This window comes from Pseudomonas kielensis (assembly GCF_014236655.1).
GTDB classification, from domain to species: domain Bacteria; phylum Pseudomonadota; class Gammaproteobacteria; order Pseudomonadales; family Pseudomonadaceae; genus Aquipseudomonas; species Aquipseudomonas kielensis.
Genome location: NZ_JACMYG010000018.1, coordinates 64,063 through 90,661, shown reverse-complemented (window position 1 = coordinate 90,661; position 26,599 = coordinate 64,063). Strand labels below are relative to the sequence as shown.

The following is a 26,599-nucleotide window of genomic DNA, read 5'->3' as shown; positions in this document are numbered from 1 at the left end:
TCGGCACCGCCCCACGATTCAGATGCCGGCCTGCTTCAGGCGCTCGGCGTGCTCCAGGTACAGGGCCACAGGATCGATGCCCGGGCGTACCAGGCCCGTGGTCTGGTTGATGCTGTCCATGTGATCCAGCGGATAGTCGGAGCGCAGGACCGTGCCCAGGTGCGAACTGAAGCGCCCGACCATGCCATCGTTCTGCTTGGCCTCACGGATGAAAAAGCGCGAGAAGTTGCGGCAGAACAGGTGCAGTGGATCGAGGGCATTAGGGCCCTCGTCCAGCAGTCGACCTTGCAGGGTGCCACTCCAGGAGTAGTAACGAACGCCGTTGACCTGTTCTTCGCCGTTGCCGCCCCAGGTGTCGGGCAAGCCTTGCGGGTATTTGTGATTGAAGGCGGCGACGCCCTCGGTGGTCAGGGCATTGAGGGCGGCGATGGCGTTCTGGGGGATTTTTGGACTGCCGCTGATGAACCTGAGGAACTCGACAAACAGCGTCGAGACCGCCGCCGCGACCTGTTCCGGCAGGTGCCCGGGAGTCAGGGCCTGGCGCAGGCAGTCAGCCAGCTCGGAGCCATGGTTCGGCCCGCTGACCGAGCTCACCGAGGCCACATGCTGGGGGGCCACTGCCGCGGCATAACGCGCCGCCAGGGCGCCTTGGCTATGGCCGATCAGGTTGACCTTGGCGGCGCCGGTTCCCGCCCGGACCAGTTCGACCTGAGCCAGCAATTGCTGGCCACGCAGTTCGTTGCTGTGGGTGGCGGAGAGGTAGGGGATGAACACGTGGGCGCCGGCGTTGCGCAGGGCCTGCTTGACGCCGTGGAAGAGATCGAGATTGCCGATACTGTCGAAACCGAAGAGGCCGTGGACCAGCATGATCGGGTATTGGGTGCTTGCATTCCTTTGCATAAGCGTGCCTGTATTCCGTGAGGTCGGGAATTGTGTCGCGTTCTCACTCTAATGCAGGCCACGCCGGGGCGATGTGCGAAAAAGCCGCTGTCCGTTGTTGAAGGCGGAATAGAAGTGGCAGGAGGAATCGGTGGTGAACCTGGCCGTTGCGCGCCAGACCGGCGCAACGGCGTATTCAGTCAAACGCCAGGGGGCTTCAGGTGTTGCGCAGTTTGCGGCTGGCCTGGCGCAGCAGTTGTTCGGTTGCCTCCCAGCCCAGGCAACCGTCAGTCACCGACACCCCGTAGCGCAGGGTCGGCCCCAGCGCCTGGCACCCTTCGAACAGGTGGCTCTCAAGCATCATGCCGATCAGCGCGCGATTGCCATTCAGGCGTTGTTCCAGCACGTCGTTGAACACCGCCGGCTGGCGCAATGGGTCCTTGCCGCTGTTGGCATGGCTGCAATCGACCATGATCCGCGACGCGATGTTCAGCCGCTGCAGGTCGTCCTCGATCCGGGCCACGTGGTGCTGGTCGTAGTTGGGGCCGCGATGGCCGCCGCGCAACACCAGGTGGGTGTCCGGGTTGCCCTGGGTCTGGATGATCGCCGGATGGCCCTGGCTGTCGACGCCAAAGTGGCGGTGCGGGTGGGCGGCCGAGCGCATGGCGTCGGTGGCCACGCCCACGCCGCCGTCGGTGCCGTTCTTGAAACCGACCGGCATGCCCAGGCCGCTGGCCATTTCCCGGTGGATCTGCGATTCGGTGGTACGTGCACCGATGGCCACCCAACTGAGCAGGTCGTCGAAGTAGCTGGTGGCCATGGGTTGCAGCAACTCGGTGGCAACCGGCAGGCCGAGGCGCAGCATCTCGCGCATCAAGTCCCGGGACAGGTTCAGACCGCCGACCATGTCGTCGCTGCCGTCCAGGTGCGGGTCGTAGGCCAGGCCTTTCCAGCCCACTGTGGTGCGCGGTTTTTCGACGTAGGCACGCATCACCAGGAGCATCTTGTCGCTGACTTCGTGGGCCAGTCGGGCGAGTTTGCCGGCGTACTCGAGAGCCGATTGCGGGTCGTGGATCGAGCAGGGGCCGACGACGACCAGCAGGCGCGAGTCTTCACCTTCGAGGATGGCGCGGATGGCTTGGCGATGGGCGGCGACCTGTTGGCTCAGGGCGAGGCTCAGGGGCAGTTGTTGCTTGAGCTGCAATGAGCTGGGCAGACGCTGGGTCAGTGCTTCATTGGCAGAGGTGTGGGTAGACAGCGGCAGAGCGGATACGCGGGAGTTCATATTCAGGCTTCCTTGGGCTGGCGGCGGGTTCGTGCCCGCGCGCTCGGCCCTACTGGGGTGTTCGACAGTTGGCCGTGTTGGCTGAGTGTGTGCGCTTGCCACCTGTGGGTGACCGATCGGAGGCGGCAGGCTGTCCCGAGCGGAGGCTGGTAAATCGCCAGGCGGTAAAACTGTCGTGACGGTAATAAGTGGCGTAGTTCATGTCGTAATTCCTTGAAGTCAGTGATGTGGCTAAAAAGTGTGGGGCCTGAAAAAACAAAACCCCCGGTCGGGGAGCCGACCGGGGGTTGAGAATTCTCTGGCAGGCGACCCCTTGAGTAGTGGCCGCCGTGTAGGTATCAGGCGCGCCAGTGGCTAAACCAATACCCAAAATAAAAGTTTGCCGGAGCACAGGTGTCGTTCGCCCGCGCAGCCGCGACCGAGCGCAGGGCGCTAGGGGTGCAAGGCTGGGAAGGGGTAGGCAACATGCTGTTCTGTCTCCGATGAATGCGCCGAGCTTACTAGAGGCCGGGACGCAGTTTCAATCAGAAAATGCTATCGGGGTGAAGGTTGCTCGCTATGGCTTAAGTCGTGACGCGCTTTATGCCAGACTCGGCGACTGCGTCCGCACCCTCATCAAGGAAAGCCGGGATGACCACACTGACTGTTGCAGCGGCTCAATCGATCTCTACTGCCGGCGATGTGCACGCCAATATCGCCCGTCACCAGCGTTTCATCATGGCTGCGGCGGAGCAGGGCGTGCAGGTGCTGGTGTTTCCCGAGCTATCCCTGAGCGGTTATGAGCGTGGCCTGGCGGCGCAACTGGCGATTGCCCCGGATGCCGCGCTGTTGCAGCCATTGCGGGACCTGACGCGGGAAGTCGGCGTGACGGCTGTCGTTGGTATGCCAATTCGCCTGTCGGACGATTCCCCGGTGTTGATCGGCGCGCTGGTACTGGCGGCCGATGGATCACTGGCCGTATACAGCAAGCAGCACCTGCACCCCGGCGAAGAAGTGGCGTTCGCTCCTGGGGCAGGGGGCGCTCCCTTGACCCTGGGTGACGACACCCTCGCGCTGGCGGTCTGTGCCGATTTTTGCCACGCCAGCCATGCCGCTGCGGCGGCTGAAGTGGGGGCGGGTATCTATGCTGCCGGGGTGTTGATCACCGAAGGCGGCTATGCCGCCGACAGCGCCTTGCTGCAAGGTTACGCGCGCGAACACGGGATGCTGGTGCTGATGGCCAACCATGGTGGCGCGACCGGCGGCTGGGAGTCGGCGGGACGCAGTGCGATCTGGGCGGCGGACGGCAGGCTGCTCGCCGCCGCCCCCGGGGTGGGCGATGCGCTGGTGATCGCCCGTCGCCAGGCGGCGCACTGGCGCGGTGACGTGGTGCCGGTGAAGCATGTCTGAGCCCGGATTGGCACTGCGCCTGGCCACCGCGCAGGATTTGCCGTTCGCCCGGACACTGACCCGACGCGGCATGCTCACCTATTACCTGCGCCACGACTTGTTATGGCTCGACGAGGCATTCGATGTGGCCTGGGCCGGGCGGGAAAACTGGTTGATTTGCCGGGACGCGGCGGTACTCGGCTTCATCAGCCTGAGTCGCGACGCCAATGCCCTGTACATTCGCGAACTGCACGTGAGCGAGGCCGCACGGGGGCAGGGCATCGGCAGTTGGACGATCGATCAGGTTTTTGCCCTGGCCTGCCAGGAGCGGCGTCCGGCCCTGCGCCTGACGGTGTTCACCGACAACCCGGCGCAAGCCCTGTACCTGCGCATGGGATTGCAGATTGTCGGGCAGGATGATTGCTTCTTGCGAATGCAGCGCCCGTGTCCGCGCTGAAAGGTCTGTAAGGCGCGTAGTACAAGCGCTGCAAGATGTATTGAAACCATTTTAAATCTTGGGTTCTGCTAGGTCTGCCGGATGCTTTTTGCTAAGGTGGCGGGCAACCAACAAGACCATATCGCGGGGTGTCTGCTTGATTAGGGTGCTAGTAGTCGATGACCATGATCTCGTTCGTACAGGTATTACACGAATGCTGGCTGACATCGATGGCCTGCAAGTGGTCGGCCAGGCCGAGTCGGGAGAGGAATCCCTGCTCAAGGCGCGCGAACTGAAACCCGATGTGGTGCTGATGGACGTCAAGATGCCCGGCATCGGCGGCCTGGAAGCCACGCGCAAGTTGTTGCGCAGCCATCCGGACATCAAGGTCGTAGCCGTCACCGTGTGCGAGGAAGACCCATTCCCGACGCGGCTGCTCCAAGCGGGCGCGGCGGGCTACCTGACCAAGGGCGCCGGCCTCAACGAAATGGTCCAGGCGATTCGCCTGGTGTTTGCCGGCCAGCGCTACATCAGCCCGCAAATTGCCCAGCAACTGGCAATCAAGTCGTTCCAGCCGAGCAACGATTCGCCGTTCGATGCCCTTTCGGAGCGCGAGATCCAGATCGCCCTGATGATTGTCGGCTGCCAGAAGGTGCAGATCATTTCCGACAAGCTCTGCCTGTCACCCAAGACCGTGAACACCTATCGCTATCGGATTTTCGAGAAGCTTTCGATCAGCAGTGACGTCGAGTTGACCCTGTTGGCGGTGCGTCACGGCATGGTCGATGCCAGCCTCTGACAATGACTCAAGCCTTTGATCCAAGTGCCTTTCTCGCCACCTGCAGTGGGCGCCCCGGTGTGTATCGGATGTTCGACAGCGATGCGCGCCTGCTCTACGTGGGCAAAGCCAAGAACCTGAAAAAACGCCTGGCCAGTTACTTTCGCAAGACCGGCCTGGCGCCCAAGACGGCGGCGCTGGTGGGCCGTATCGCCCAGGTCGAGACCACTATCACCGCCAACGAGACCGAGGCGCTGCTGCTGGAGCAGACGCTGATCAAGGAGTGGCGCCCGCCCTACAACATCCTGCTGCGCGACGATAAGTCCTACCCCTACGTGTTTCTTTCCGACGGCCAGTTTCCGCGCCTGAGCATTCATCGCGGGGCAAAAAAGGCCAAGGGCAAGTATTTTGGTCCTTATCCCAGCGCCGGGGCGATTCGCGAAAGCCTCAGCCTGCTGCAAAAGACCTTTTTCGTTCGCCAGTGTGAAGACAGTTACTACAAGAACCGCACCCGGCCGTGCCTGCAATACCAGATCAAGCGCTGCAAGGCACCCTGTGTCGGCCTGGTGGAGCCTGAGGTGTACGCCGAGGATGTGCGGCACTCGGTGATGTTCCTCGAGGGGCGCAGCAATGCCCTGACCGACGAGCTGTCGGCGGGCATGGAGCAGGCCGCCAGCACCCTCGATTTCGAACGCGCCGCCGAACTGCGCGATCAGATATCCCTGCTGCGCCGGGTCCAGGACCAGCAGAGCATGGAGGGCGGTACGGGCGACGTCGATGTGGTCGCGGCGTTCATCAACCCGGGTGGTGCCTGTGTGCACTTGATCAGTGTGCGTGGCGGGCGAGTGCTGGGCAGCAAGAACTTTTTCCCGCAGGTGGGTATTGAAGAGGACGTTGCCGAGGTCATGGCGGCGTTTCTCGGACAGTATTTCATCAGCAGTCCTGAGCGCGACTTGCCGAGCGAGCTGATCGTCAATGTGGTCCACGAGGACTTCCCCGCGCTTATCGAAGCCATTCATGAGCTGCGCGGTCGCGAGCTGACCATCAGTCACAGGGTCCGTGGCACCCGCGCGCGCTGGCAACAATTGGCGGTGACTAACGCCGAGCAGGCGCTGGGCGCGCGCCTGGCCAACCGTCAGCACGTTGCCGCGCGTTTTGACGCCCTGGCTGAAGTCCTGAATCTGGATGAACCGCCCCAGCGCCTGGAGTGCTATGACATCAGCCACTCCAGCGGCGAAGCGACCGTGGCGTCCTGCGTGGTGTTTGGCCCGGAAGGGCCGTTGAAGTCCGACTACCGGCGCTACAACATCGAAGGGGTCACCCCCGGCGATGACTACGCGGCGATGCACCAGGCGCTGACCCGGCGCTTCAGCAAACTCAAGGACGGCGAGGGCAAATTGCCGGACATCCTGCTGGTGGACGGCGGCAAGGGTCAGTTGTCGATGGCCCGTGACGTGCTCAATGAACTGGCGGTCCCCGACCTGATTCTGCTGGGCGTGGCCAAGGGCGCGACCCGCAAGGCCGGCTTCGAAACCCTTTACCTGAATGATGCAGCCCATGAGTTCACCCTGCGCGGCGACTCCCCGGCGTTGCACCTGATCCAGCAGATCCGTGACGAGGCCCACCGTTTTGCGATTACCGGGCACCGTGCGCGACGTGGTAAAACCCGCCGCACCTCAACCCTGGAAGGGGTTGCCGGGGTAGGGCCGACCCGGCGTCGGGACCTGTTGAAACATTTTGGTGGATTGCAGGAGCTGTCTCGTGCAAGCATCGAAGAGATCGCCAAAGCACCGGGGATCAGTAAAAAGCTCGCAGAGTTGATTTATGCAAACCTGCACAGCGAGTAGAATGCCCCCTCACCTCGTAGCCAGTTGTGCCGATGAATATCCCTAATCTGATCACCGTACTACGCGTTCTGCTTATCCCGATCTTTATTCTGCTGTTCTACATGCCGTATCACTGGAGCTACATGGCTGCCAGTTCGGTCTTTGCGTTCGCTGCGGCGACGGACTGGCTGGACGGTTACCTGGCCCGCCGGCTGGAGCAGAGCACCCCGTTCGGGGCGTTTCTCGATCCGGTGGCAGACAAGCTGATGGTCGCCGTGGCCCTGGTGCTGCTGGTCCAGGAACACGCCAACCTGTGGCTGACCTTGCCGGCAGCCGTGATCATCGGCCGCGAGATTGTCATCTCTGCCCTCAGGGAGTGGATGGCCGAACTGGGCGCACGGGCTCAGGTAGCCGTGTCGAACCTGGGCAAATGGAAAACCGCCGCGCAAATGCTCGCGTTGGTGATCCTGCTGGCCAACCCGTCGGACTTCAGCTTCTGGGTGCTGGTGGGCTATGCCTTGCTGCTGGTCTCGGCGGGCCTGACCCTGTGGTCCATGGTGCAATACCTGCGCGCCGCCTGGCCGCACCTGAAAACCGACGTGCAGAAAAAATAAAACTTTTTGAATCAAAGGGTTGACGCGTAATCGAATTGCTATAGAATACGCCACACCAAGACGCGGGAATAGCTCAGTTGGTAGAGCACGACCTTGCCAAGGTCGGGGTCGCGAGTTCGAGTCTCGTTTCCCGCTCCAAATATTGCACTTAAGGGTTATGTTTAATTCTGCAAGTGATTGAAATCAGGACCTTCGGGTCCTTTTTTCGTTCCTGCGGGAATCAATAAAATCCAGCACTATCCGGTGAGTTTAAGTCCAGGATTGAGTCCAGGATTCTGATGCGCACTGAATCGGTTTATTGCTGGAGCAGATTGTATAGCGAGATGAGGATATGGCCCTGACTCCGTTCAGGAGCTCGCCATGGCACTCTGAGAAATGGCAATTCGGCACGCCCGAATCACTGGTATTGACTACACGCTTGGTGACAGTGACGGCCTCACGCTCAATGTGACGGCCCGCGGTGGAAAGATCTGGCTATTCCGTTACTACTGGACGGGCAAGCAGAAGCGCATGTCCTTTGGTTGTTACCCGCCAATTAGCCTTAAAGAAGCGCATACCCGTCGTGATGAAGCGCGTGCCTTCGTTGCCCAAGGCATCAATCCCCATGAGCGTCGGAAACAGCAGTGCCGTGCTGTTCGTTTGGCGACGGAGCATACCTTCGAGGTCGTGTTCGATCAGTGGCTGGAGTTCCGCAGGTCTGCTGGATTTGTTAAGTAGAATCGAACAACGCAAGGCATTACTGACAGCTGAAAAGTGCGGACGTAGTTCAATCAATTGTTCCGCTATGCGCTGGTGAAGACCGAGGGGTTGGAACAAAATCCGGCTTCAGATCTCGATGTTGTCGCACTCCCTGCGTTAATGACAGCTCTGCGAAACTATGGTGGAGCGAACCAAACACGCCTTGGCATTCGATTGCTGCTGACCGGGGTCAGCACGGGTGAGCTACGCTTGGCGACCCACGACCCGTTGGATCTGCAGCAGCGGTTATGGATCATGCCAGCGCAGGTCGTGAAGCACTCCAATTAGCTATGCGGAAGCCAGGTACGCAGATCGTAAATATAGCGCCCAACATCGTGCCGCTCTCGGTCCAGGCGCTTGAAATAGTGCGTCCAATCCTTACTATCTCACGAGTCTGAAAGGCGCAACCGCGCCGCTTGGTCATGGACGAGTTTGCCTTGTTTGAAGGTCATCGCTACGCCAGCGTCATGCTGGACGCCGACACCCGACGAGTGTTGTTGATCGGCGAAGGCCGCAGCAGGGCGGCTGTCAGGCCGTTCTTTAAAGAGCTGGGACCAGAAGGAGCGCTCAAATCAAAACGGTGGCGATGGATATGAACACCGTGTTTGATCTGGAAATCCACCACGGCTGCCCGAAAGCGCGCGTGGTCTACGACCTTTTCCAGGTGGTGACCAAATAGGGTCGAGCGGTGATTGATCGTGCTCATGTTGACGAAGCTAGCTGTCGGCCTTGGTCGCGAGTCCTATCCATTTTTCAAAACCATCCAGCAGGATCTCGATGCCCGCGTCGTAAGCCGTTGCGCTGTCAAGCGCGGAGAAGGGTGCTGCGAGATAAGCGGCACCTGGAAAGCTGTCCTGGTCGAACTTCTTGAAGTAACCACTGATGAAGTCGCGGTGAGTGTGTGGTGCCTGGCGGTTTTCTTTTTCAGCAGCAATGACCGTCACAAACAACAGCAAGAGATGATAAATCATTGCGCCAATGGGACCTGAATGGCCCGTTGCCTTGAGGATCCGGCCTATGTGGTCGAAATAAGCCAGGCCATAATCAACTTCCCCAGGCTGTATGCGCTGGAAGAGCCGGAACTTGTTTTCGGTGAGGATGTAGGTCGCCAGCCCCGGCCAGCGTTCCAGTGTGTCGAGGGAAGATTGCGCGAACTGTTCAAGGTCCGTGCGCCACCGGCCGGTGGGTGTGGGCAGCCGTTCCAGGCGCTCTTTGAAAGCCGCATTGATGACGGAGCTTATCAACTCGTCGCGGCTCCCCAGGTGGTAGTGGACCATGCCTGCGGCCACCCCCAGTTCCTTACCGATTCTGACCATGCTCACTTCGGCGAGGGATTCGGTGCGGGCAATATTGACTGCACACTCCACCATGGCGGCCCGAGATACGTCTTGGCTGCTCTTGGGGCGGCGACCGACTTTCTTTGTCGGCGCGGTCTTTTCTGCCACAGCCGGTTTGGTTTCATCTGACATCCGAACTTCCTTGCACGTAATTGATACCGCCTCAGAATATCACCTGCTGACGGTTTCTGAACCTCAAACGCGGCTATCAACGGCCTGTGAGTAGTCGTCCACGCCGCTTTCATTGCCCTAGGCCCGGACCTGGGGCGGTTGCGCTCCCTCACAGAGCGTCGGAAAGCAGGTCCGTTTTGACGAAGAAAAGAATTTTTCGTCAGCAATTGACATGGTCTCAAATTGTAATCTACCTTTGCCTTGAACTAATTGAGTGCCTCTCAAAAAGGCATCGCAATGCTTAGCCGTTATGCAAAGGTGGTGTGCGCAATGTTCTCACAACAAAAAGAATACACAGTGCAGAAGCTGGCCAGTGGCTTGTGCCACGGTAAAAGTACCCGCTGGCAGGCGGGTAAGTTGTACGTCTCTGACATGATCGGGGAGAAGGTCTACAGCATTGATGCGGCGGGTCACAAGACGGTCATTGCCCTGCAGCCGAACAAGCCCAACGGCTTGGGGTTCCTGCCCAACGGCGATCTTATTCTCAGTTCGATGCTCGAAAACAAGCTCTACCGCTACCGACCGCACGCGCCGGTGGGCGATAACCTTGAGTTGTACGCAGACCTTTGCGGCCTGTTTAGCGGTTACATCGGTGACATGCTGATCGATGACAACGGACGCATCTACGTCAACGACGTCGGCGCCCGAATCTTTGAAGGCGAGGGCCTGAAACCGGGTCGTATTGGGGTTGTTGAACCCGACGGTACCTGCAAGGTGGGGCTCGAAAACTGCCACTTCCCGAACGGCATCGCGATCACGCCGGACAAAAAACGACTGGTGTTTGCCGAGACCTTCCTTGAGCAACTCTCAACGGTGGACATCGTCGATGGCCAGTTGGTCAACCGTCGCATCTTCCTGGACATGACCACCGTCTTTGCCAGTGAAGAAGATCGTGCTTTCAAGCGGGGTTGCGTGGAAGGCCTGACGGTCGATGCCGAGGGCGGGCTTTGGTTGTGTGTCCTGCACGCCGAACAGTGCGTGCGTGTCGACACTGAAGGCAATGTCACTGACCGCGTTCATATTCCGGGCCACAAAGTGGTGGCCTGCACCCTGGGTGGGGAGGACGGTAAAACCCTGTTCATCTCCGCCAGCCAGATCAAGGGCACTCACAAGAACCTCTTCGAGGCCTTGGTTGCTCGGGACATCGAAGCCACGATTTTCACGACTCGCGTTGCAGTCGGGCGTGGCGACGCGCGTCCCTGAGTTTCTGTGGGGCCCGGCGGCAGTCTTGCGCATTGGTCGCATGGATACCGGCGTGCATCAGGTCGGACACCTGATGAGCGTCGGCTCGTTTCAGCGCACAACGTTGCGTGCATCAAATACGCCGTGTGCCTGCACGGTGAACCTGAAAACAATCTCTAACAACAAAGGTGGTATGCACAATGTCCTCACAACAAAAAGAATACGCATTACAAGAGTTGACCGGTGGTCTGTTCTACGGGGAAGGCACGCGCTGGCGCGCGGGTAAGTTGTACATCTCCGACATGATCGGGCAGAAGGTCTACAGCATCGATGCGGCGGGCAACAAGACGGTCATTGCCGAGCAGCCGCACAAGCCCAATGGCATGGGTTTCCTGCCCAACGGCGACCTCATTCTCAGCTCGATGCACGAGAACAAACTGTACCGCTATCTGCCCGACGCGCCCGTGGGCAATAACCTTGAGTTGTATGCAGACCTCTCTAGCCTGTTTACCGGTTACATCGGTGACATGGTGGTCGATGACAACGGTCGCATCTATGTCGACGACGTTGGCGCCAGGGTCTTTGAAGGCGAGGCGCTGAAACCCGGCCGTATCGTGATCGTCGAGCCCGATCGCTCCATCTCGGTAGGGCTTGAGGACTGTCACTTCCCGAACGGCATCGTGATTACGCCGGACAAGAAGCGACTGGTGTTTGCCGAGACCTTCCTTGAGCAACTCTCGACGGTAGACATTGTCGATGGCCAGTTGGTGAACCGGCGTGTCCTCCTGGACATGACCAAAATCTTTGCCAGCGAACAGGACCGTGCTCACAAAAACGGTTGCCTGGACGGCATTGCCATCGACGCAGAAGGGGGGATTTGGCTGAGTGTCCTGTACGCCGGGCAGTTCGTGCGTATCGACAGTGAAGGGAATGTCACTGACCGCATTCATGTGCCGGGCTACGACAAAATGGTGGCCTGTACCCTGGGAGGAGAGGACGGTAAAACCCTGTTCATGTCCGTCAGCCGGATCAAGGGCGATCACACGCACATCTTCGATGCCTTGGTTTCTCGGAACATCGAAACCACGATCTTCACCGCACGCGTTGCTGTGGGGAGTGGTCAGCCTTAAATCACGGGGTTGACCTGGGGCAGCCCTGCGGGCTGCCCCATTCGAAAAAAACAGCCAGGCCCACCCCTGGCACCGGGTGCAGGAAGGTCTCTGGCGACCTCCCGTGATGCGCCACCTTCTTCGCTCCACGTCAACATGGAACGCCTTGTCCGGGGCGCAGCTTTCCATCCTTTTGCGGCTTATCGTTGTGTTGTGACCTGCACAAATGTTGAGCGCGTGAAACCGTGCCCGATCGGCAGATCAGCGTCCTTGGGACAGCGTCAACAGGCGTATCCGTAGGCTGCGAGGTGGGCACTTTCAACGGGACAAATATTTTTTTCTTATCAATTGACATGGTCTCAATTGATGGTCTAGTCTGATTTTGAGATTAATTGAGCGTGTCTCAATTGATGTGTCGAAACGACTCTTTGGAGTCTGGCAGGAGGGCCCCACGTGGCTAATCCCAACAACAAGAAAGTAGCGGTCACTGCAGGGTTGCGTGGCGCATCCTGGCGTGCGGAACGCATGGTTACACCGTTCAGTTCGACCCCGTTTCCATTGCCTACCGAAGATGGCCAGGGTGCCATGGGCGTGCTTTTCTCTCGCGCACGTGAGCGTAAGGTCGTCTTCATCATGCATCCCCGGGAATTGGTGGTGACCCATTATCTGGTGCCGGATGTACTGGATGCAGGTTGGGCCTGCTGGGTCCAGGGCGCTCGCTCCGTTGGCAACGACTTGCGTCTGGAGCATGAGTTTGCGCTGTACGACGTCGCCGCCGGGATGCGCCATTTACGGGCCATGGGTTTTGAGACCATCGTGCTGCTCGGCAACTCGGGCGGGGCAGGGTTGTTTGCCTTCTATAACCAGCAATCCCTGTGCGCGCCGGAAAAACGCATCGCCAAGACTCCCGCAGGTCGAGCCACCCGATTTGCCACGGCGCAGCTTCCGCCGGCCGACGGTATGGCCTTTGTCTCGCCGCACCCGGGGCAAGGCATCTTGTTGATGAATGCGCTGGATCCATCGCTCAGCGACGAATCCGACCCGTTCTCGGTCGACCCTGCACTGGATCCATTCAGCGAGGCCAATGGCTTTCGCATGCCACCGGACTCGTCCAGCTATTGCCCCGACTTCATCGAGCGCTACCGCGCGGCGCAGCGCCAACGGGTCGCCCGCATCGACGCAATTGCCCGGCAACGGGTCGAACAGCGTCAGAGCGCGCGTGAACGCGTCAAATCCGGCGGCTCGCGCGCCGACAAGGCCCTGGCCAGCCATGGTCCGATTTTCCAGGTCTGGCGTACCGATGCTGATCTGCGTTGCTGGGACACCTCGCTTGATCCCTCGGACCGTTTTGTCGGCTCCCTCTGGGGGAGCGACCCCTTTGTGTCCAACCTGGGCAGCGTCGGTTTTGGGCGGACAGTCACCCCGGAGTCGTGGTTATCGACATGGTCGGGCCTTTCCTCGAATGCCTCGTTGGCCAAGTGCGCAGATGCCATTGAGCAACCCACGCTGCTCATCGAATACACCGGTGACAACTGTGTATTCCCCAGTGACGTCAACGCGATCTACAGCGCCATCCCGGCCAGCAGCAAAGAGCGCCATCGAGTACGCGGCAACCATCACGGACAGGCCCTGGATGAGGGCGAGGTCAGCGGGCAGACCATTGCGGGGGCACAGCTGGGACGCTGGCTCCAAGACAACTTCTAAACGAAACAAGAGCGTGCAGTCATGACAACTATAAAAACTCCAGCATCTTCCACCTCTCCTTCTTTCAGTGCTGGCGCACTGCGTCACGTCACGTCGCCCATTCCTGGCGTGGTGTATCCCAAACAAAGTGAACTGGATCGGTACTTGTCCGAGGGCGCATTGGGATATGAAACGCTACCGGACGGTTTGCGCTCGGTTGTCGAGCAGTACCCCGACAACGTGGCTCTGCTCGGCCCGAACCTGCGCATCACCTATCGTGAGCTGGACGAGCTCTCCACCCGCCTGGCCGGCGCTTTCCTTCAGCAGGGGCTGCAACCGCTGGACCCGGTGGTGTTCCAGTTGCGCGACAGCGAGCAACTGATTATTGCCTTCTTTGCTTGCCTGAAAGCCGGGCTCATTCCGATCTGCACCCTGGCGGCTCACCGCGAGCGCGAAATCGGTTACCTGGCCAACCTGGCTGAGGCCAAGTTGCACATCGTCCAGGGCGATGACCCCAAGTTCGACAGCATCGGGTTCGCCCGCAAGATGCAAGAGGCCGCTCCGTCCCTGAAGTTCATCATGCAGGTGCGCGGCGCCTCGCAGGAGGGTGTCCTGCATCAAGACGCGCTGATCGACGGCATCAGCCTGCAGCAGGCCCAGGCGCAGTTGCAACGCGTGCAACTGGATCCGTTCCAGGTCGCGGTCTATCAGCTCTCTGGCGGGACCACAGGGGTGCCGAAGATCATTCCGCGCTTTCACAACGAGTACCTCTACAACATGCGGGCCGTTGCCCAGTGGCTGGGCTATAAGCCCGACGACGTGCTGTTCATGCCCCAGCCTATGGTTCACAACCTCAACATGGGTTGCTGCTTTGGGCCGTTCTTGATGACCGGTGGCACCGTCACCGTGACGCCTGATTTGCAACCGGAAACCCTGATTTCGCTGATTGCTTCGACCAACCCGACATGGCTGATGCTTGGCGGCCCGATCATCGCTCGACTCGAGTCCGCCATTCAAAGCGGCCGAATCGATCTGGCGGGGGCCCGGGGTGTGCTGGTCGCCAACAGTGCCGCCAAACTGCAGATGCTGCTGGGTGTTCGCACGTACAACGTTTTCGGTATCACCGAGGGCGTGATTATGTTCGGTCACAAGGAGGATGTAGCCGAGGCCCATGACACCACCAACGGCCGGCCCGTATCCGCATGGGACCGCGTTCGCATCCTGGTGCCGGGTACCGAGCAGGATGCCAAGCCAGGAGAGATCGGTGAGCCGGCATTCAAAGGGCCGTACACCATCCACGGGTACTTCCGGGCCGAGGAACGTAATCGTGAAACGTTCACCAGCGACGGCTACTACCGCTCGGGCGACCTCATGTACACCAAGGTCATCGATGGCAAGACTTACTACGTCTTCTGTGGCCGCCTGAAGGATCTGGTCAGCCGCGGCGGTGAAAAAATCAACTGCGAAGAAGTCGAGCTCGCGGTGGCGGGTCACCCAGCCGTGGCCGCCGTGGCCGCTGTCGGTTATCCCTGCGCGGTGTTTGACGAACGGCTGTGTGCCGCACTCGTGCTGCGTGATGGCTTTGCCGCGCCCAGCGTGGCTGAACTGGGGGCCTATCTGGAGGATTACGGACTGGCCAAGTTCAAGTGGCCAGAGCGTATCGAAGTGCTTGATGTGTTCCCCCTGACCGCTTCCGGCAAGCTCAGCAAGGAAAAGCTGCGCGAGCTGGTCAAGACGAACGTCGAGCAAGAGCTGGCAAAACAAACGAATTAATCGGCAGTTAAAAGGAGTACGTCAGATGGTAAACAATCAACCCGTTCTCAAGGGTGTCCATCACAGCGCCCGACCTACGTGGAAACTGCGCGAAACTGTGGCGTTCTATCGCGACAAACTTGGGCTGCCGCTAGTTCATGCAATCTCGGCGCGGGGCTGGGGACCGTCCAACCACCCGGACTTTCTGCACTTTTTCTTCGACAGTGGGAATCACAGCACCATTGCCTTCTTCTACTACATCAACACCGAGCAGCCGGATTACACACGGCCGGTAGCGGACTATCGCTACGAGGCCAACCATACGGCCTGGCGTGTCGATACCCGTGAAGAACTGCTGCAGTGGCGTGATCGTCTCGAAAGCCAAGGCATCCCGTTGATCTTCCAGATCCGCCACGAGCTGATCGAGTCGATCTACTTCAACGACCCCAATGGCTACTACCTGGAAATCACCATCCAGGAGCGGCCGATGAATGCACTGGATGCCGAGGATGCGACCCGCACACTTGAAGCCGCCATGGCCCTCGAGGACGGTTTGGGCGCCGGGAGCACCGCATTCACCAGTATCGATCAGGTCTGGAAAGCCAAGGCCAAGGGCATCGACCCGGATGCCTTGGATGAGCCTGTGCTGTATGTCCTCGACGCCCCGGAGTTCATGCCGCTGGTCGAGGCTGCCAGACAGGAACCCGGCGTTGAACTTGAAGACCTGGGCAACGGCTACTGGAAAATCACCGCCGAAGCAGCATTGGTGTTCGAGCGCAAACGACTGGGCTTTGTCCCGGCCTTGTGGAATGCCGCATTGACCGGTGGTTTCGCCGGAGAGGTCAGCGAGTTCGATCGCTATCGGCTGCAAATCAGCCGAGGAGAAAAATAATGAAAGTCGCAATCCTCGGCGGTGGCCCGTCGGGTCTGTATCTGGGTTTGCTGCTAAAGCGCGGCGCGCCGGATTGGCAGGTGGAAATCATCGAGCAGAACGCGGCGGACTCGACCTTCGGTTTTGGTGTTGTTCTGGCTGACACCGGTCTGCTGCAGTTGCGCGATGCGGACCCGCAATCGTACGAAGCACTCTGCGCGGCGACCACGCAGCATGAGCACCAGGTCATCGTGCAGGCAGAAACCGCGATCAATATCCGCCTTCCGGTAAAAGGCGGGGCGATTCCCCGGCTCACCCTGTTGCAGATACTGGAGAAGCAAGCCGAAGCGGCCGGTGTCGTGGTGCATTACAAGCAACGGATCGAAAGCCTGGACGATCTGGCCAGGCTAGGTCTGCACGACGCTGACGTGGTGGTGGGGGCCGATGGTATCAACTCGTTGGTTCGCCGCAGCTTCGAGGCCGACTTCGGCACCACCACCAACACCTTGGGCAATCATTTTGCCTGGTATGGCACGCCCAAGGTTTTCGAAGCCTCGGCGCTGGTGTTCCGCAAGTACGCGGGTGGGCATTTCGTTGCTCATTACTACGCATACAGTGAAGAGATGAGCACCTTTGTCGCCGAGTGCGACGATGCCACCTGGCAGCGTCTGAAACTGGGCGACATGAGCAATGCGCAACGCCAGGCACTGATGGAGAAGATCTTCGCCCCGGAACTGGAGGGTGCGCCGTTGATGGACGGTAACGCCCGTGTTGTCTGGCGCCAGTTTCCGGCCATTCGCAATGCCCATTGGACCCATGGCCGCTACGTCCTGGTGGGCGATGCCCTGGCGAGTGCGCACTTTTCCATCGGCTCCGGCACGCGTATCGCGATGAATGACTCCATTGCCCTGGCCAAAGCCTTGCTCGGTTGCGAGGGTGACGCACTGCGTGGACTGGCTGCTTACGAGCGCAATCACAAGCCCAGCAAACAGAAGCTCATTCGTGCCTCCGAACGCTCCTACCTGTGGTACGAGCAGATGGCGCAGTGGATGGACACTTACAGCGCCGAGGAGTTTGTCTATCAGTTCATGACTCGCACCGGTCGAGTCGATGACGACCGCCTGCGCCGTGAGTATCCGGAACTGATGGGCCGTCTGGGGAATGTCGGGAGCCCGGTATGAACCAGAGTTCCGAGTACGTCGTCGCGCACCTGCCGTTTACGGTACGTCGCACGGTGCGCTGGATGGATTGCGACCCCGCCGGGGTCGCGTTCACCGGCCGGTTCACCGAGTACCTGATCAGCGCCGTGATGCATTTTTATCGGCACATCGGATGGGGCCCCGGTGCCGACAGCGAGGTCAAGGTCGGGCTGCCTTGCAAGCACATAGCGCTGACATTCCACGTCAGCTTGCCGCCAGACACCGCCGTCGACATCACCCTGCGGGTCGGTGCCCTGCGCGAGCGCAGCTTCGACCTGGTTGCCCACGCGTACTTGCCGGATGGGCAATTGGCATTCGAAGGGGTCTTCTCACCGATTTGCATCGAGCCGCTGGAGCGCAAGAGTGTGCCGATTCCGCACGCACTCAAGCAGGCTTTGCAACCACACCATGTTTGCGATTAAGGGGAGCGCTGATGACCGCTATCTATCGAATTGGCCAGATTGTGCCCAGCTCCAATACCACGATGGAGACAGAGATCCCATTGATGCTCAATGCGCGCCTGCAACTGCGTCCCGAGCGCTTCACGTTCCACTCCAGCCGGATGCGCATGCACAAGGTCACCCGCGAAGAGCTGCTGGCGATGAATCGCGAAGCCCTGCGTTGCGCCGCCGAACTGGCAGACGCCCGAGTGGATGTGATGAGTACCGCGTGCCTGGTGGCGATTATGGCTATGGGCAATGGCTACCATCGTCAGGTCCAGGAGGAGCTGACAGCAATTGCTCGCGCCAACCAGTGCGACGCGCCGGTCATGACGTCGGCAGGTGCCTTGGTCGAGGGTTTGAAAATCATGGGGGCACGGCGAATTTCCCTGCTTGCCCCGTACATGCGGCCTTTGTGTGACCGCGTGGTTGAGTACATCGAAAGCGAAGGGATTGAGGTGGTCGATTCGATTGCCTTCGAGATCCCTGACAACCTTGATGTGGGCCGACGCGATCCGGCCCTGCTGCTTGAGGATGTGAAAAAGCTCAACACCACGGGGGTCGATGTCGTGGTGCTCTCGGCTTGCGTACAAATGCAGTCGTTGCCCTCGATCCAGGCGGCCGAGCAGGCATTGGGTATCCCGGTGACGTCGACGGCGGTGTGTACGGTGCGCCGAATGCTCGATCACCTGGGATTGGACCCGGTGGTGCCGGGGGCCGGCGCGTTGCTGTCCGGACGATACCCTGCACAGCGGGAGAACGGTCATGCGTGAGGCGCTGATTGTTTCAACCGCGCGTACCCCAATCGCCAAAGCGGCGCGTGGCGCCCTGAACAACATCAAATCGCCAAGTCTGATGGGGCACGCATTGCGCCATGCGGTCGAGCGCTCTGGTGTGGAGCATGGGTGCATTGAAGACGTGGTCATTGGCTCGGTGCTGACGGCCGGTACGGCCGGCTCCAACCTGGCCCGCAATGCCGTGTTTGCCGCCGGGCTACCGCTCTCGGTCAGTGCCCAGACACTGGACCGCCAGTGCTCATCCGGGCTGATGGCGATTGCCACGGCGGCCAAGCAAATCATGGTCGATGGCATGGATGTGGTTGCCGCCGGCGGCCAGGAAAACATTTCCGGCATACAGCAGGCGTACTTCCAATGGGTCGCGCAAGAGCAGGATAGCGCGGTGATCCAAGCGGTTCCCAGTGCCTATATGCCGATGTTGGAGACGGCCGAGTTTGTTGCACGCAAGTTCGGGATTTCCCGCGAGGACCAGGATGAGTTCGCGTTTGCTTCGCAGATGCGCACCGCACGTGCCCAGGCGCTGGGCCGCTTCAATGACGAGATCGTGCCGATTACGGCCGAGCAACGCATTGTCGACAAGGACTCGGGCGTCTCGCGCATGCAGATCGTGACCCTGGCACAGGACGAAGGTAACCGACCGGATACCACCCTGGCCGGTCTCTCGCGGCTCAAGCCAGTCATTGAAGGCGGCAGTGTAACCGCCGGGAATGCGAGCCAAATGTCCGATGGCGCCAGCGCCTGTGTGCTGGTCGATCGACAGTTTGCCGAACAGCAAAACCTGACGCCCTTGGGTCTGTACCGCGGGATGGCGGTGGCAGGACTGGCGCCAGAGGAAATGGGGGTGGGGCCGATATTGGCCATCCCCAAGCTGCTCAAGTTGCACGGACTGCGCGTGCAGGACATCGACCTTTGGGAACTCAATGAGGCGTTTGCCTGCCAGGCCCTGTACTGCCAGCGTCACCTGGGCATTGATCCTGAACGGTGCAATGTCAATGGCGGCGCCATTTCGATCGGCCATCCCTATGGAATGACCGGGGCGCGCCAGGTTGGCCACGTGTTACTGGAGGGCAAGCGCCGCAAAGCCCGCTATGTGGTGGTGTCTATGTGCGTCGGCGGTGGCATGGGCGCCGCCGGGCTGTTCGAGGTGACTTGAGTGTAAGAACCCTCACGCCCGCACGCGTTGGCGTGAGGGTTGGTTTGATCCCCACAACACAATCCAGGGTGGTATCCAACATGTCGATAAAACAAGAACAATACGAATTGAATGTACTGACCAGCGGCCTGTTCTTTGGTGAAGGCCCGCGTTGGCGCGATGGCAAGCTTTACATCTCGGACATGCTCGGCAAGAAGGTGTACACGATAGACGCCAGCGGGACCAAGACGGTCATCGCCCAGATGCCCCACAAGCCCAACGGCATGGGATTCCTGCCCAATGGCGACCTGATCCTCAGCTCAATGCACGAGACCCGCCTGTATCGCTACACCCCGAGCGGTCTGGAGTTGTACGCAGACCTCTGCGACGTTTATACCGGCTACGTCGGTGACATGGTGATCGACCACAACGGCAGGATCTATGTCGATGATGTCGGCGCACGGGTGTTCGAAGGGGAGGGGTTGAAGCCTGGCCGTATCGTGATTGTCGAACCCAATGGCGAGGTGTCGGTCGGTGTCGAGGACTGCAACTTCCCTAACGGTATTGTCATCACCCCGGATCAGAAGACCCTGGTGTTCGTCGAGACGTTTGCCGAACGCCTCAGTGCCGTTGATATCGTCGACGGCAAGCTTGAAAACCGCCGGGTTCTGCTGGATCTGACGCAGGTTTTCCCCTCACCCGAAGATCGTGCCCGCAAGCGTGGCTGCATTGATGGTATCTGCATCGACGCCGAGGGCGGTATCTGGTTGAGCATGCTACGTGCAGAACAGTTCATGCGCATCAATGCCCAAGGCCAGATCACAGACCGCATCCCCATGCCCGGCTATGAGTGTGTGGCCTGCACCCTCGGTGGTGAGGATGGCAAGACGCTGTTCATGGTCTCGACCAAGGTCGATGGCGACAACATCTTCGAAGCCATGGTCAACCTGCGCACCGAAACGACGATCTTCACCACCCGTGTCGAGATTGGCAGGGGCCTGGGTCGGCCTTAGTTCAACTGTTGAACGGGCGTGGTGTCCTCACCGCGTCCTTGAGCTGACTTGCGTGCTTTTAATGAGAGTGTCTGTCGAGCGCAGCGCCATAAAAAATTGACCTGACTACAACAAATACAAGGGATCAGGGCCATGAAAAGATGTGTTTGCTTCACGCTTGCGTGTCTGGGACTGCTGGCAGCCAAGGCTGAGGCCTCCAACGGGCCGCAGTATGCCGGTTACGGCACCCAGGCGATGGGAATGGGTGGGGCCTCTATCGCCAACCCCACCGATGCGCTCGCCGCGGTCAACAACCCGGCGGGCATGGGCGCTGTCGGCACACGGATCGATGGCAGTCTGACCGCCACCGCCGGTCAGCTTCGTTCCAATGTGCAGGGCAGCGAGAGTAGTGACGATGTGCTGCTCTTCGTACCGGGATTCGGCGCCAACTATCAGTATCAACCCGATGTAACCCTCGGTGTTGCGGTGTCTGGGTACGGTGCCGGCATCGACTATGGCAAGCCGATTCCGGCATTCGGAACATCCAATGTGAAATCCGAACTGGTGCAAATGCTGATCGCCCCTACGGCTACCTACCAGTTTCAACCCGGTCACTACCTTGGGCTGTCGGTCAAGCTCGGTTATGAGAGCCTGATGCTGCACGGGTTAGAGAACTTTGGTGCGACCAACGACAAGGATCATGCATTGGGTGCCGGCTTGGGCATCGGCTATCTGGGCACCCTCGCACCGGGACTGCGACTGGGGGTCACCTACTCGACACCGGTGCGCTTCCAGAAACTGGATGCCCACGAAGACATCATCCCCAAAGGACGTATAAACATGCCGCAGCAGGCAGGCTTGGGGTTGGCCTATGACACGGGCCCCTGGACGGTTGCCTTCGATTACCTCTGGATTGATTGGAGCCGTGAAAAGGCTCTGGCCAACTCCCTGACCCAAGGCGGAGCGCCTGGCGCCGGGAATGGACCGGGCTTTGGCTGGCGGGACCAGCATGTGTTTCGCTTTGGCGTGAACTATCAATACAGCGACAAACTGCAATTGCGCACAGGGGTGTCCCTTGCCAACCACCAGGTTCCGGACCGAGAGGCCACCCTGATCGCCATTGCCCCGTGCAATCAACCGAAAAGCGCGCACCTGGGGTTCACCTACAACGTCTCCGAGCAAATGGAAGTCACAGGCGCCTACATGTATGACTTGCGGCACATCACCAAAGGGAAGGGCGCAAGTGCGGGCTCAGAGGCCGGAGGCGAACTGCATATGTTGACGGTGGGATTGGGATACAAGTTTTAGCGCTTTACACGTCGCTTGAATCTCACGTCGTCGTGAGCGTGTGAGCGCAGGCGTTCCGCTGCAAGGAAGCGGGAGCAGTGATGAGTCTCATCAGGGCGCATCCCTTGACCCTTGCCATGGAGGCAAGGCACCGCCCGGTGCCCACGATCACCGGGCGGTGTGCTTTTACACTCCACACAGATCAGCCATTGGCCTGTGTTTTAGGCAACGCTGACGCCAGCGTAAGCCCATCCCTCTTTTACACCGCCTGCAAAAACCGCTGATTAGGGCGGACTTCTTATTCGGTGAGGTTAATTTACCGGCTCTACAGGTTCTGGTGAGCAGTGGAGGGGTGTGCATGCAGATAGCACGTTACTGAGCAGGTACATGTCCGGCATCCCGCTATAGAGACTTTCCCAGGCAACGAATGAGACTGAGCGCGCATGGCTGCGATATCTCACGACGCAAGCGGGCGGCTGCCACGGTTGATCGGCAGGGAAGTTGTTTGCGCAACTACACCAGTGCAGGCCTTCTTCTATAACTAATAGGCTGACGGGGCAGGTTGTGACCCGTGTCAGTTTCAGCGCTTCTTCAGCAGAAGACGCTACCGCGATGCGAAAGTAACTGTCGTGGGGCATAGGCATCATCCTCCAGCCGGTGTGGTATCGAACGTGTTTTCATCGATTGAGGCAATAGACCTTGATAGTCCAAAAGCGGATGCATCACCTCGGCTCCCGGTCTCCCGACAGCCACTCAAGTCCTGCGAACCGCCCCGCACGCTGCTGCGTGATTCCCTGGGGCAGCAGGTGCGGCAGCGCTAGGTCAGAGCTTCGGCAATTGCCCGATGCGCCCCATCATTTCCGTGACGATCTGCAGGTCCAGCATGAACTGTTCGACGGTCTTGAACTCGTTGTCGTTGTGCCCGGTGTACTTGACGTCGGGCATGGCCAGGCCGAATTGCACGCCGTTGGGCAGTTCATGCACCGAGGTGGCGCCGGCGGAGGTGCCGAACTGGTGTTTCATGCCCAGGTTTTCGCTGGCCACGGCCAGCAGGGCCTTGACCCATTCACCTTCGGGGTTGCGGTACATCGGCTCGGCGATTGAGTAGTCGAAAGCTGGCGCGATCCCGGACTTGCTGCTCCAGGCACTGAGTTTGTCGGCAATTTCGCTTTTGAGTACCTCGGGAGACTTGCCCTTCGGCACCCGCAGGTTGACCGCCAGCTTGAAGGTTTTGTCGTCCATGCCGACGTAGGTCAGGGAGGCGGTCAGCGGTCCCATGAAGGCATCGGCAAAGCCAACCCCCAGCTTGCTGCCCAGGTAGTCCAGGCCCCAGTTGTCGGCGGCGTAGCGGGCGGCGTCGGTGATCTGGTTGTGCTTGAGCGCGACCTTGCCGTCGAGGCCGTTGATGAAATCAAGCATCCGGGCCACCGGGTTGACCCCGGACTCAGGCTCGGAGGAGTGGGCGGAGACGCCGGTGACGGTCAGTTGCACGTCCTTGCCGACCACCTTGGCGGTCACCGTGAAATTGCCGCCGTTGCGCTTGGCGTAGTCGGCGCCGGCTTGTTGCAGGCGGGCAGCCAGTTCGGCGGGTTGCTCGGTGAGCAGGGTGGCGACCGACGTCGACGGAATCTGGTTGGTCGCCAGCCCACCGGTCATGGCGCTGATTTCGGCGCCTTTACCCTCGGCGGCGCGCCGGGGAAAACTGGCCATGACCGTGCCGTAGCCTTTCTCGGCGATCACCACCGGGTAGCCGCCATCCAGGGCCAGGTTGTAGTTGGGGGTCGGATTGCGCTCGAAGTAATAAGGAATGGCGTCGCCGCTGGTTTCCTCGGTGGTGTCCACCAACAACTTGAAATTGCGTGCCAGTGGCAGCTTCTCGTCCTTGATGATCTTCATCGCATAGAGGGTCACCACGATGCCGTTCTTGTCATCCTCAGTGCCGCGGCCATACAGGCGGTCGCCGATCAGGGTGACCTTGAACGGGTCCAGTCGGGTGCCGTCTTCCAGCACCCAGTTCTCCGGCGTCACGGGCACCACATCGGCGTGGGCGTGGATGCCAACGACTTCATCGCCAGCGCCGTCCAGGCTGATTTCATAGACCCGGTTGTCGATGTTGCGAAATTTCAGATTGAAGGCCTCGGCCAGGCCCTTGATCTTGTCGGCAATCTTGAGGAACTGCGGGTTCTCGTGCTGCGGCACGCCTTCGACCTCGAAGGTGGGGATCGCCACCAGTTCGCGCAGGGTCTCGGTGGCAGCGCTGCCATATTTGACGCGCGCGTAGAGACCCAGCAGGCGATGGATTTCATTTTGCTGCTCGGCGCTCAGGCTCTGGTTGGCGAGGAAGGCATTGATGGCCGGCGCGAGGTCGTCGTTCTTGGCCAGCTCGCTTTTGCTCAGCCGCGTGAGGAACTGCCGGAAGTCCGTGACTGAGCTGTCGTTGAAGGTCTTGAGGATCGCCGCGCTCTGTTGCGGGGTGATATTGGCGTGGGCTGGCGTGGTGAACGACGCCAGGCTGGCGAGCATCAGGGTGGTTGCGGCCAGGTGCTTGAGGGAAAAATCCATGATGGTGGGCATTCCTTTGCAGGTGGGTAGGGGGAGATGAAACAAATCATTTCCAAATTAACACCACAACCGTACGAAAGGGCAGCCCCTGAAGTGGGATCTGTCCCACAGAAATGTCAGCGCGCCGAGATGGAACTAACCTTTCGGTCAGCCTCTAAATATCAACGGCCGTCAAAAACTCAAGGATCGCCCCATGTCCAAATCTCGTGCGTCAGTTGCAGTTGTTACCTCCCTGACGCTGGTTTGCGGTTCGGCGCTGGCATGGGCCGATCCAGGTAACGGCAAGGGGCAGGGGAACGGCAAGGGAAACCCACCCAGTAGCCAGATGCATGGCAATCAGGGTGGCCATGGCAACCCGGGTAAAAACCCCGCAGGCGGCGATTGGAGTAACGGTCCGAGCGTCAATCGCACCAGTGTGCTGGGGGTTGTCGGTGGCTACCGGGACTACTGGAGCCCCGGACCGGCCTTGCCCCCCGGGATCCAGAAGAACCTCGCACGGGGCAAGCCGCTGCCGCCCGGCATTGCCAAGAAGCTCGATGGTCGATTGCTTGGCCACTTGCCTCATTATGATGGCTATGAATGGCAGCAGGCCGGTACCGATCTGATTCTGGTGGCCTTGGCCACCGGGCTGATTTATGAGGTGCTCACGGGAGCTTTTGATTAACGCACCCGGCCGTAGCCCCCCATGGGGTATCAACCTTCATCGAAAGCACCTCATGCTTTTAAAGAGCAAGAGTCTGCTTGCTGTGATGTCCGGGTGGCCAGGGGCGGTCATGCTGGGCAAAGGTCGCCGGTTAGCCGTGGCAACGCTCAATCACCGGTAATCTTGTGCGCTGACCGGCTACCTGGCACCCGACGAACGCTGTGTCGGCCGAATGGCTCGGAGGTGCTGAGAATCGACAGTTCAATGCGTTCGCAGTGCGGGCACAAGGCTTTGATCTTGGCCTTGGCCGCGCTGTCGGTGTCGGCCATTACTTCGCCGTAGACCGCGTGCTGGGCGTGGTCTTTTGGATAAGCGGTGTAATCGTAGAGCCGCATGGTTCAAACCTTGGGGTGGAGCGTCTGCCGCCGAACTCAAAGGTATAGGTCGCCAACGCCGGTTCGTCCAGTGTCAGGTTTGAAAGGTGACTGGCGGTTCACCGTGCGGCACCGGCTTACGCTGAGTCACACCGACGGCCCCGGCTGCGAGCGCTTGAACTGGGCAAGCTCCAGGGTGATTTCCTTGGCCACCTGATTGATTTCCCCGCGCAGCCATTTGTGCGCGGGCGCTGCGTGCAGGCGTTCGTGCCAGACCTGGGAGACGGTGAAACCCTCCACCTCTACGGGCGGTTCGAACAGTTGCAGGGGGATTTCCCTGGCGATGCGCAAGGCCGTCAGCTCGGCGATCATGCCGATCATGTCGGTTTGCGAAATCAGGATGTGCGCCAGCAGAAAGTGCGGCACCGTCAGGGAGGTCTTGCAGCGGATGTCGTGTTGTTCGTAGAGGCTGTCGATGGCCTCCTTGACCGCCCCATGGTTACTGCTGATGCGCAGGTGCTTGCCGTTGCGAAACTGCTCCAGGGAGAGGCTGCCGTTGATCTCGGGATGGCCGACACGCACCACTGACTTGAGCCGGTCGGAAAACAGTTTGCGCTCATGGAAAGTGGCCGGGGCGCTTTTTTCGTTCCAGATGATCAGGTCCAGCTTGCCGTCCTTGAGCAGCGGCAGATCCTCTTTGGGGCGCAGCGGCTGGATGTTCAGCTCGACCCCGGGCGCGACGTCGGCCAGGCGCACCATCAGGCGCGGCAGGAGGATAAACCCGATGTAGTCGCTGGTGGCGATTTCAAAGCTGCCCTGGAATTGACCGGGGTCGAAGGCCTTGACCGGTTCGATCAGCTTGTTCAGCGCGGCCAGGCTCTGCTGCAAGGGCTCCACCAACTCCAGGGCGCGGCTGGTCGGCAGCATGCCACGGCCCATGGACACGAACAGCGGATCGTTGAACAGCAGGCGCAGGCGAGCCAGGGTATGGCTCACCGCCGACTGGGTCATGTTCAGTTGCTCGGCGGTGCGAGTGACATTGCACTCGTTGAGCAGGCAAAAGAACACGTGCAAGGATTTCATATCGACGTTTTGCATGTGCCGGGCGCTGGCCTCGCGGTGAAGGATGGACAATACCGGCCGC

At 60.1% G+C, this 26,599-nt stretch carries 23 protein-coding genes, 1 tRNA gene and 2 pseudogenes; 20 read left to right on the top strand and 6 right to left on the bottom strand.

The window, feature by feature from the left end; translation table 11 throughout:
• Positions 1-18: 18 nt before the first annotated feature.
• The gene (locus H7995_RS17475; RefSeq protein ID WP_166589498.1) at positions 19-900 is read right to left on the bottom strand and encodes an esterase/lipase family protein; all 882 of its coding nucleotides are present in this window, start codon (positions 898-900) and stop codon (positions 19-21) included.
• A 196-nt stretch (positions 901-1,096) separates the two neighbouring features.
• Entirely contained in the window at positions 1,097-2,164 is a 1,068-nt protein-coding gene (locus tag H7995_RS17470; RefSeq protein ID WP_166589497.1) for a 3-deoxy-7-phosphoheptulonate synthase, read from the bottom strand.
• Positions 2,165-2,794: 630 nt separating this feature from the next.
• Here H7995_RS17470 and H7995_RS17465 point away from each other — a divergent pair.
• The 8 genes and pseudogenes from H7995_RS17465 to H7995_RS17430 all read left to right on the top strand — a co-directional run.
• Positions 2,795-3,553 (top strand): carbon-nitrogen hydrolase family protein, encoded by a 759-nt coding sequence (locus H7995_RS17465; RefSeq protein ID WP_166589496.1) that lies wholly within the window; start codon positions 2,795-2,797, stop codon positions 3,551-3,553.
• Complete coding sequence (locus H7995_RS17460; protein WP_185818671.1) at positions 3,546-3,989, top strand: GNAT family N-acetyltransferase; 444 nt, start codon at positions 3,546-3,548, stop codon at positions 3,987-3,989. The genes H7995_RS17465 and H7995_RS17460 overlap by 8 nt, the downstream gene beginning before the upstream one ends.
• A 136-nt stretch (positions 3,990-4,125) precedes the next feature.
• Entirely contained in the window at positions 4,126-4,767 is a 642-nt protein-coding gene (gene gacA / locus H7995_RS17455; protein WP_071555134.1) for a response regulator transcription factor GacA, read from the top strand.
• Positions 4,768-4,769: 2 nt separating this feature from the next.
• Positions 4,770-6,593, top strand: a complete 1,824-nt coding sequence (gene uvrC, locus H7995_RS17450; protein WP_182344326.1) for an excinuclease ABC subunit UvrC — start codon at positions 4,770-4,772, stop codon at positions 6,591-6,593.
• 32 nt (positions 6,594-6,625) lie between these two features.
• The gene (pgsA, locus tag H7995_RS17445; RefSeq protein WP_095170389.1) at positions 6,626-7,186 is read left to right on the top strand and encodes a CDP-diacylglycerol--glycerol-3-phosphate 3-phosphatidyltransferase; all 561 of its coding nucleotides are present in this window, start codon (positions 6,626-6,628) and stop codon (positions 7,184-7,186) included.
• 62 nt (positions 7,187-7,248) lie between these two features.
• Positions 7,249-7,324, top strand: a tRNA-Gly gene (locus H7995_RS17440).
• Positions 7,325-7,561: 237 nt separating this feature from the next.
• Positions 7,562-8,304: pseudogene (locus tag H7995_RS28490) on the top strand (tyrosine-type recombinase/integrase); the annotation flags it as partial.
• Between the two features lie 30 nt (positions 8,305-8,334).
• Positions 8,335-8,600 (top strand): annotated as a pseudogene (locus tag H7995_RS17430) (transposase); the annotation flags it as partial.
• Between the two features lie 40 nt (positions 8,601-8,640).
• Here the strand turns inward: H7995_RS17430 and H7995_RS17425 are convergent.
• On the bottom strand, positions 8,641-9,393 hold the full coding sequence (locus H7995_RS17425; protein ID WP_166589494.1) for a TetR/AcrR family transcriptional regulator: 753 nt from the start codon (positions 9,391-9,393) through the stop codon (positions 8,641-8,643).
• 309 nt (positions 9,394-9,702) lie between these two features.
• Here H7995_RS17425 and H7995_RS17420 point away from each other — a divergent pair, with 309 nt between their 5' ends.
• From H7995_RS17420 to H7995_RS17370, 11 genes are all read left to right on the top strand, one after another.
• A complete protein-coding gene (locus H7995_RS17420; protein ID WP_166589493.1) occupies positions 9,703-10,635 on the top strand; it encodes an SMP-30/gluconolactonase/LRE family protein in 933 nt (310 codons plus the stop codon).
• A 179-nt stretch (positions 10,636-10,814) separates the two neighbouring features.
• Positions 10,815-11,744: an SMP-30/gluconolactonase/LRE family protein gene (locus H7995_RS17415; protein WP_182344328.1), complete on the top strand. Its 930-nt coding sequence runs from the start codon at positions 10,815-10,817 to the stop codon at positions 11,742-11,744.
• A 432-nt stretch (positions 11,745-12,176) separates the two neighbouring features.
• Positions 12,177-13,427, top strand: coding sequence for an alpha/beta hydrolase (locus H7995_RS17410; RefSeq protein ID WP_198422813.1), 1,251 nt, complete (start codon positions 12,177-12,179; stop codon positions 13,425-13,427).
• Positions 13,428-13,448: 21 nt separating this feature from the next.
• Positions 13,449-15,179, top strand: a complete 1,731-nt coding sequence (locus H7995_RS17405; protein WP_166589491.1) for an AMP-binding protein — start codon at positions 13,449-13,451, stop codon at positions 15,177-15,179.
• Positions 15,180-15,204: 25 nt separating this feature from the next.
• On the top strand, positions 15,205-16,050 hold the full coding sequence (locus H7995_RS17400; protein ID WP_166589490.1) for a VOC family protein: 846 nt from the start codon (positions 15,205-15,207) through the stop codon (positions 16,048-16,050).
• On the top strand, positions 16,050-17,210 hold the full coding sequence (locus tag H7995_RS17395; protein WP_185818670.1) for an FAD-dependent monooxygenase: 1,161 nt from the start codon (positions 16,050-16,052) through the stop codon (positions 17,208-17,210). Before H7995_RS17400 ends, H7995_RS17395 begins: the two co-directional genes overlap by 1 nt.
• Positions 17,207-17,650, top strand: coding sequence for an acyl-CoA thioesterase (locus H7995_RS17390; RefSeq protein ID WP_166589488.1), 444 nt, complete (start codon positions 17,207-17,209; stop codon positions 17,648-17,650). The genes H7995_RS17395 and H7995_RS17390 overlap by 4 nt, the downstream gene beginning before the upstream one ends.
• 11 nt (positions 17,651-17,661) lie before the next feature.
• Entirely contained in the window at positions 17,662-18,441 is a 780-nt protein-coding gene (locus H7995_RS17385; protein ID WP_185818669.1) for a maleate cis-trans isomerase family protein, read from the top strand.
• Positions 18,434-19,618: an acetyl-CoA C-acyltransferase gene (locus tag H7995_RS17380; protein ID WP_185818668.1), complete on the top strand. Its 1,185-nt coding sequence runs from the start codon at positions 18,434-18,436 to the stop codon at positions 19,616-19,618. Before H7995_RS17385 ends, H7995_RS17380 begins: the two co-directional genes overlap by 8 nt.
• Positions 19,619-19,698: 80 nt before the next feature.
• Positions 19,699-20,610 (top strand): SMP-30/gluconolactonase/LRE family protein, encoded by a 912-nt coding sequence (locus tag H7995_RS17375; protein ID WP_166589485.1) that lies wholly within the window; start codon positions 19,699-19,701, stop codon positions 20,608-20,610.
• A gap of 132 nt (positions 20,611-20,742) precedes the next feature.
• Positions 20,743-21,897, top strand: coding sequence for an OmpP1/FadL family transporter (locus H7995_RS17370; protein WP_166589484.1), 1,155 nt, complete (start codon positions 20,743-20,745; stop codon positions 21,895-21,897).
• Positions 21,898-22,698: 801 nt separating this feature from the next.
• On the opposite strand, the gene H7995_RS17365 is transcribed toward H7995_RS17370, so the two are convergent.
• Positions 22,699-24,438: a dipeptidase gene (locus H7995_RS17365; RefSeq protein WP_185818667.1), complete on the bottom strand. Its 1,740-nt coding sequence runs from the start codon at positions 24,436-24,438 to the stop codon at positions 22,699-22,701.
• Between the two features lie 193 nt (positions 24,439-24,631).
• On the opposite strand from H7995_RS17365, the gene H7995_RS17360 reads away from it, so the two are divergent.
• Positions 24,632-25,102, top strand: coding sequence for an anti-virulence regulator CigR family protein (locus H7995_RS17360; RefSeq protein ID WP_166589470.1), 471 nt, complete (start codon positions 24,632-24,634; stop codon positions 25,100-25,102).
• A 146-nt stretch (positions 25,103-25,248) separates the two neighbouring features.
• On the opposite strand, the gene H7995_RS17355 is transcribed toward H7995_RS17360, so the two are convergent.
• Positions 25,249-25,476 (bottom strand): hypothetical protein, encoded by a 228-nt coding sequence (locus tag H7995_RS17355; protein WP_166589469.1) that lies wholly within the window; start codon positions 25,474-25,476, stop codon positions 25,249-25,251.
• Between the two features lie 126 nt (positions 25,477-25,602).
• Positions 25,603-26,589, bottom strand: coding sequence for a LysR family transcriptional regulator (locus tag H7995_RS17350; protein WP_166589468.1), 987 nt, complete (start codon positions 26,587-26,589; stop codon positions 25,603-25,605).
• Between the last annotated feature and the right edge of the window lie 10 nt (positions 26,590-26,599).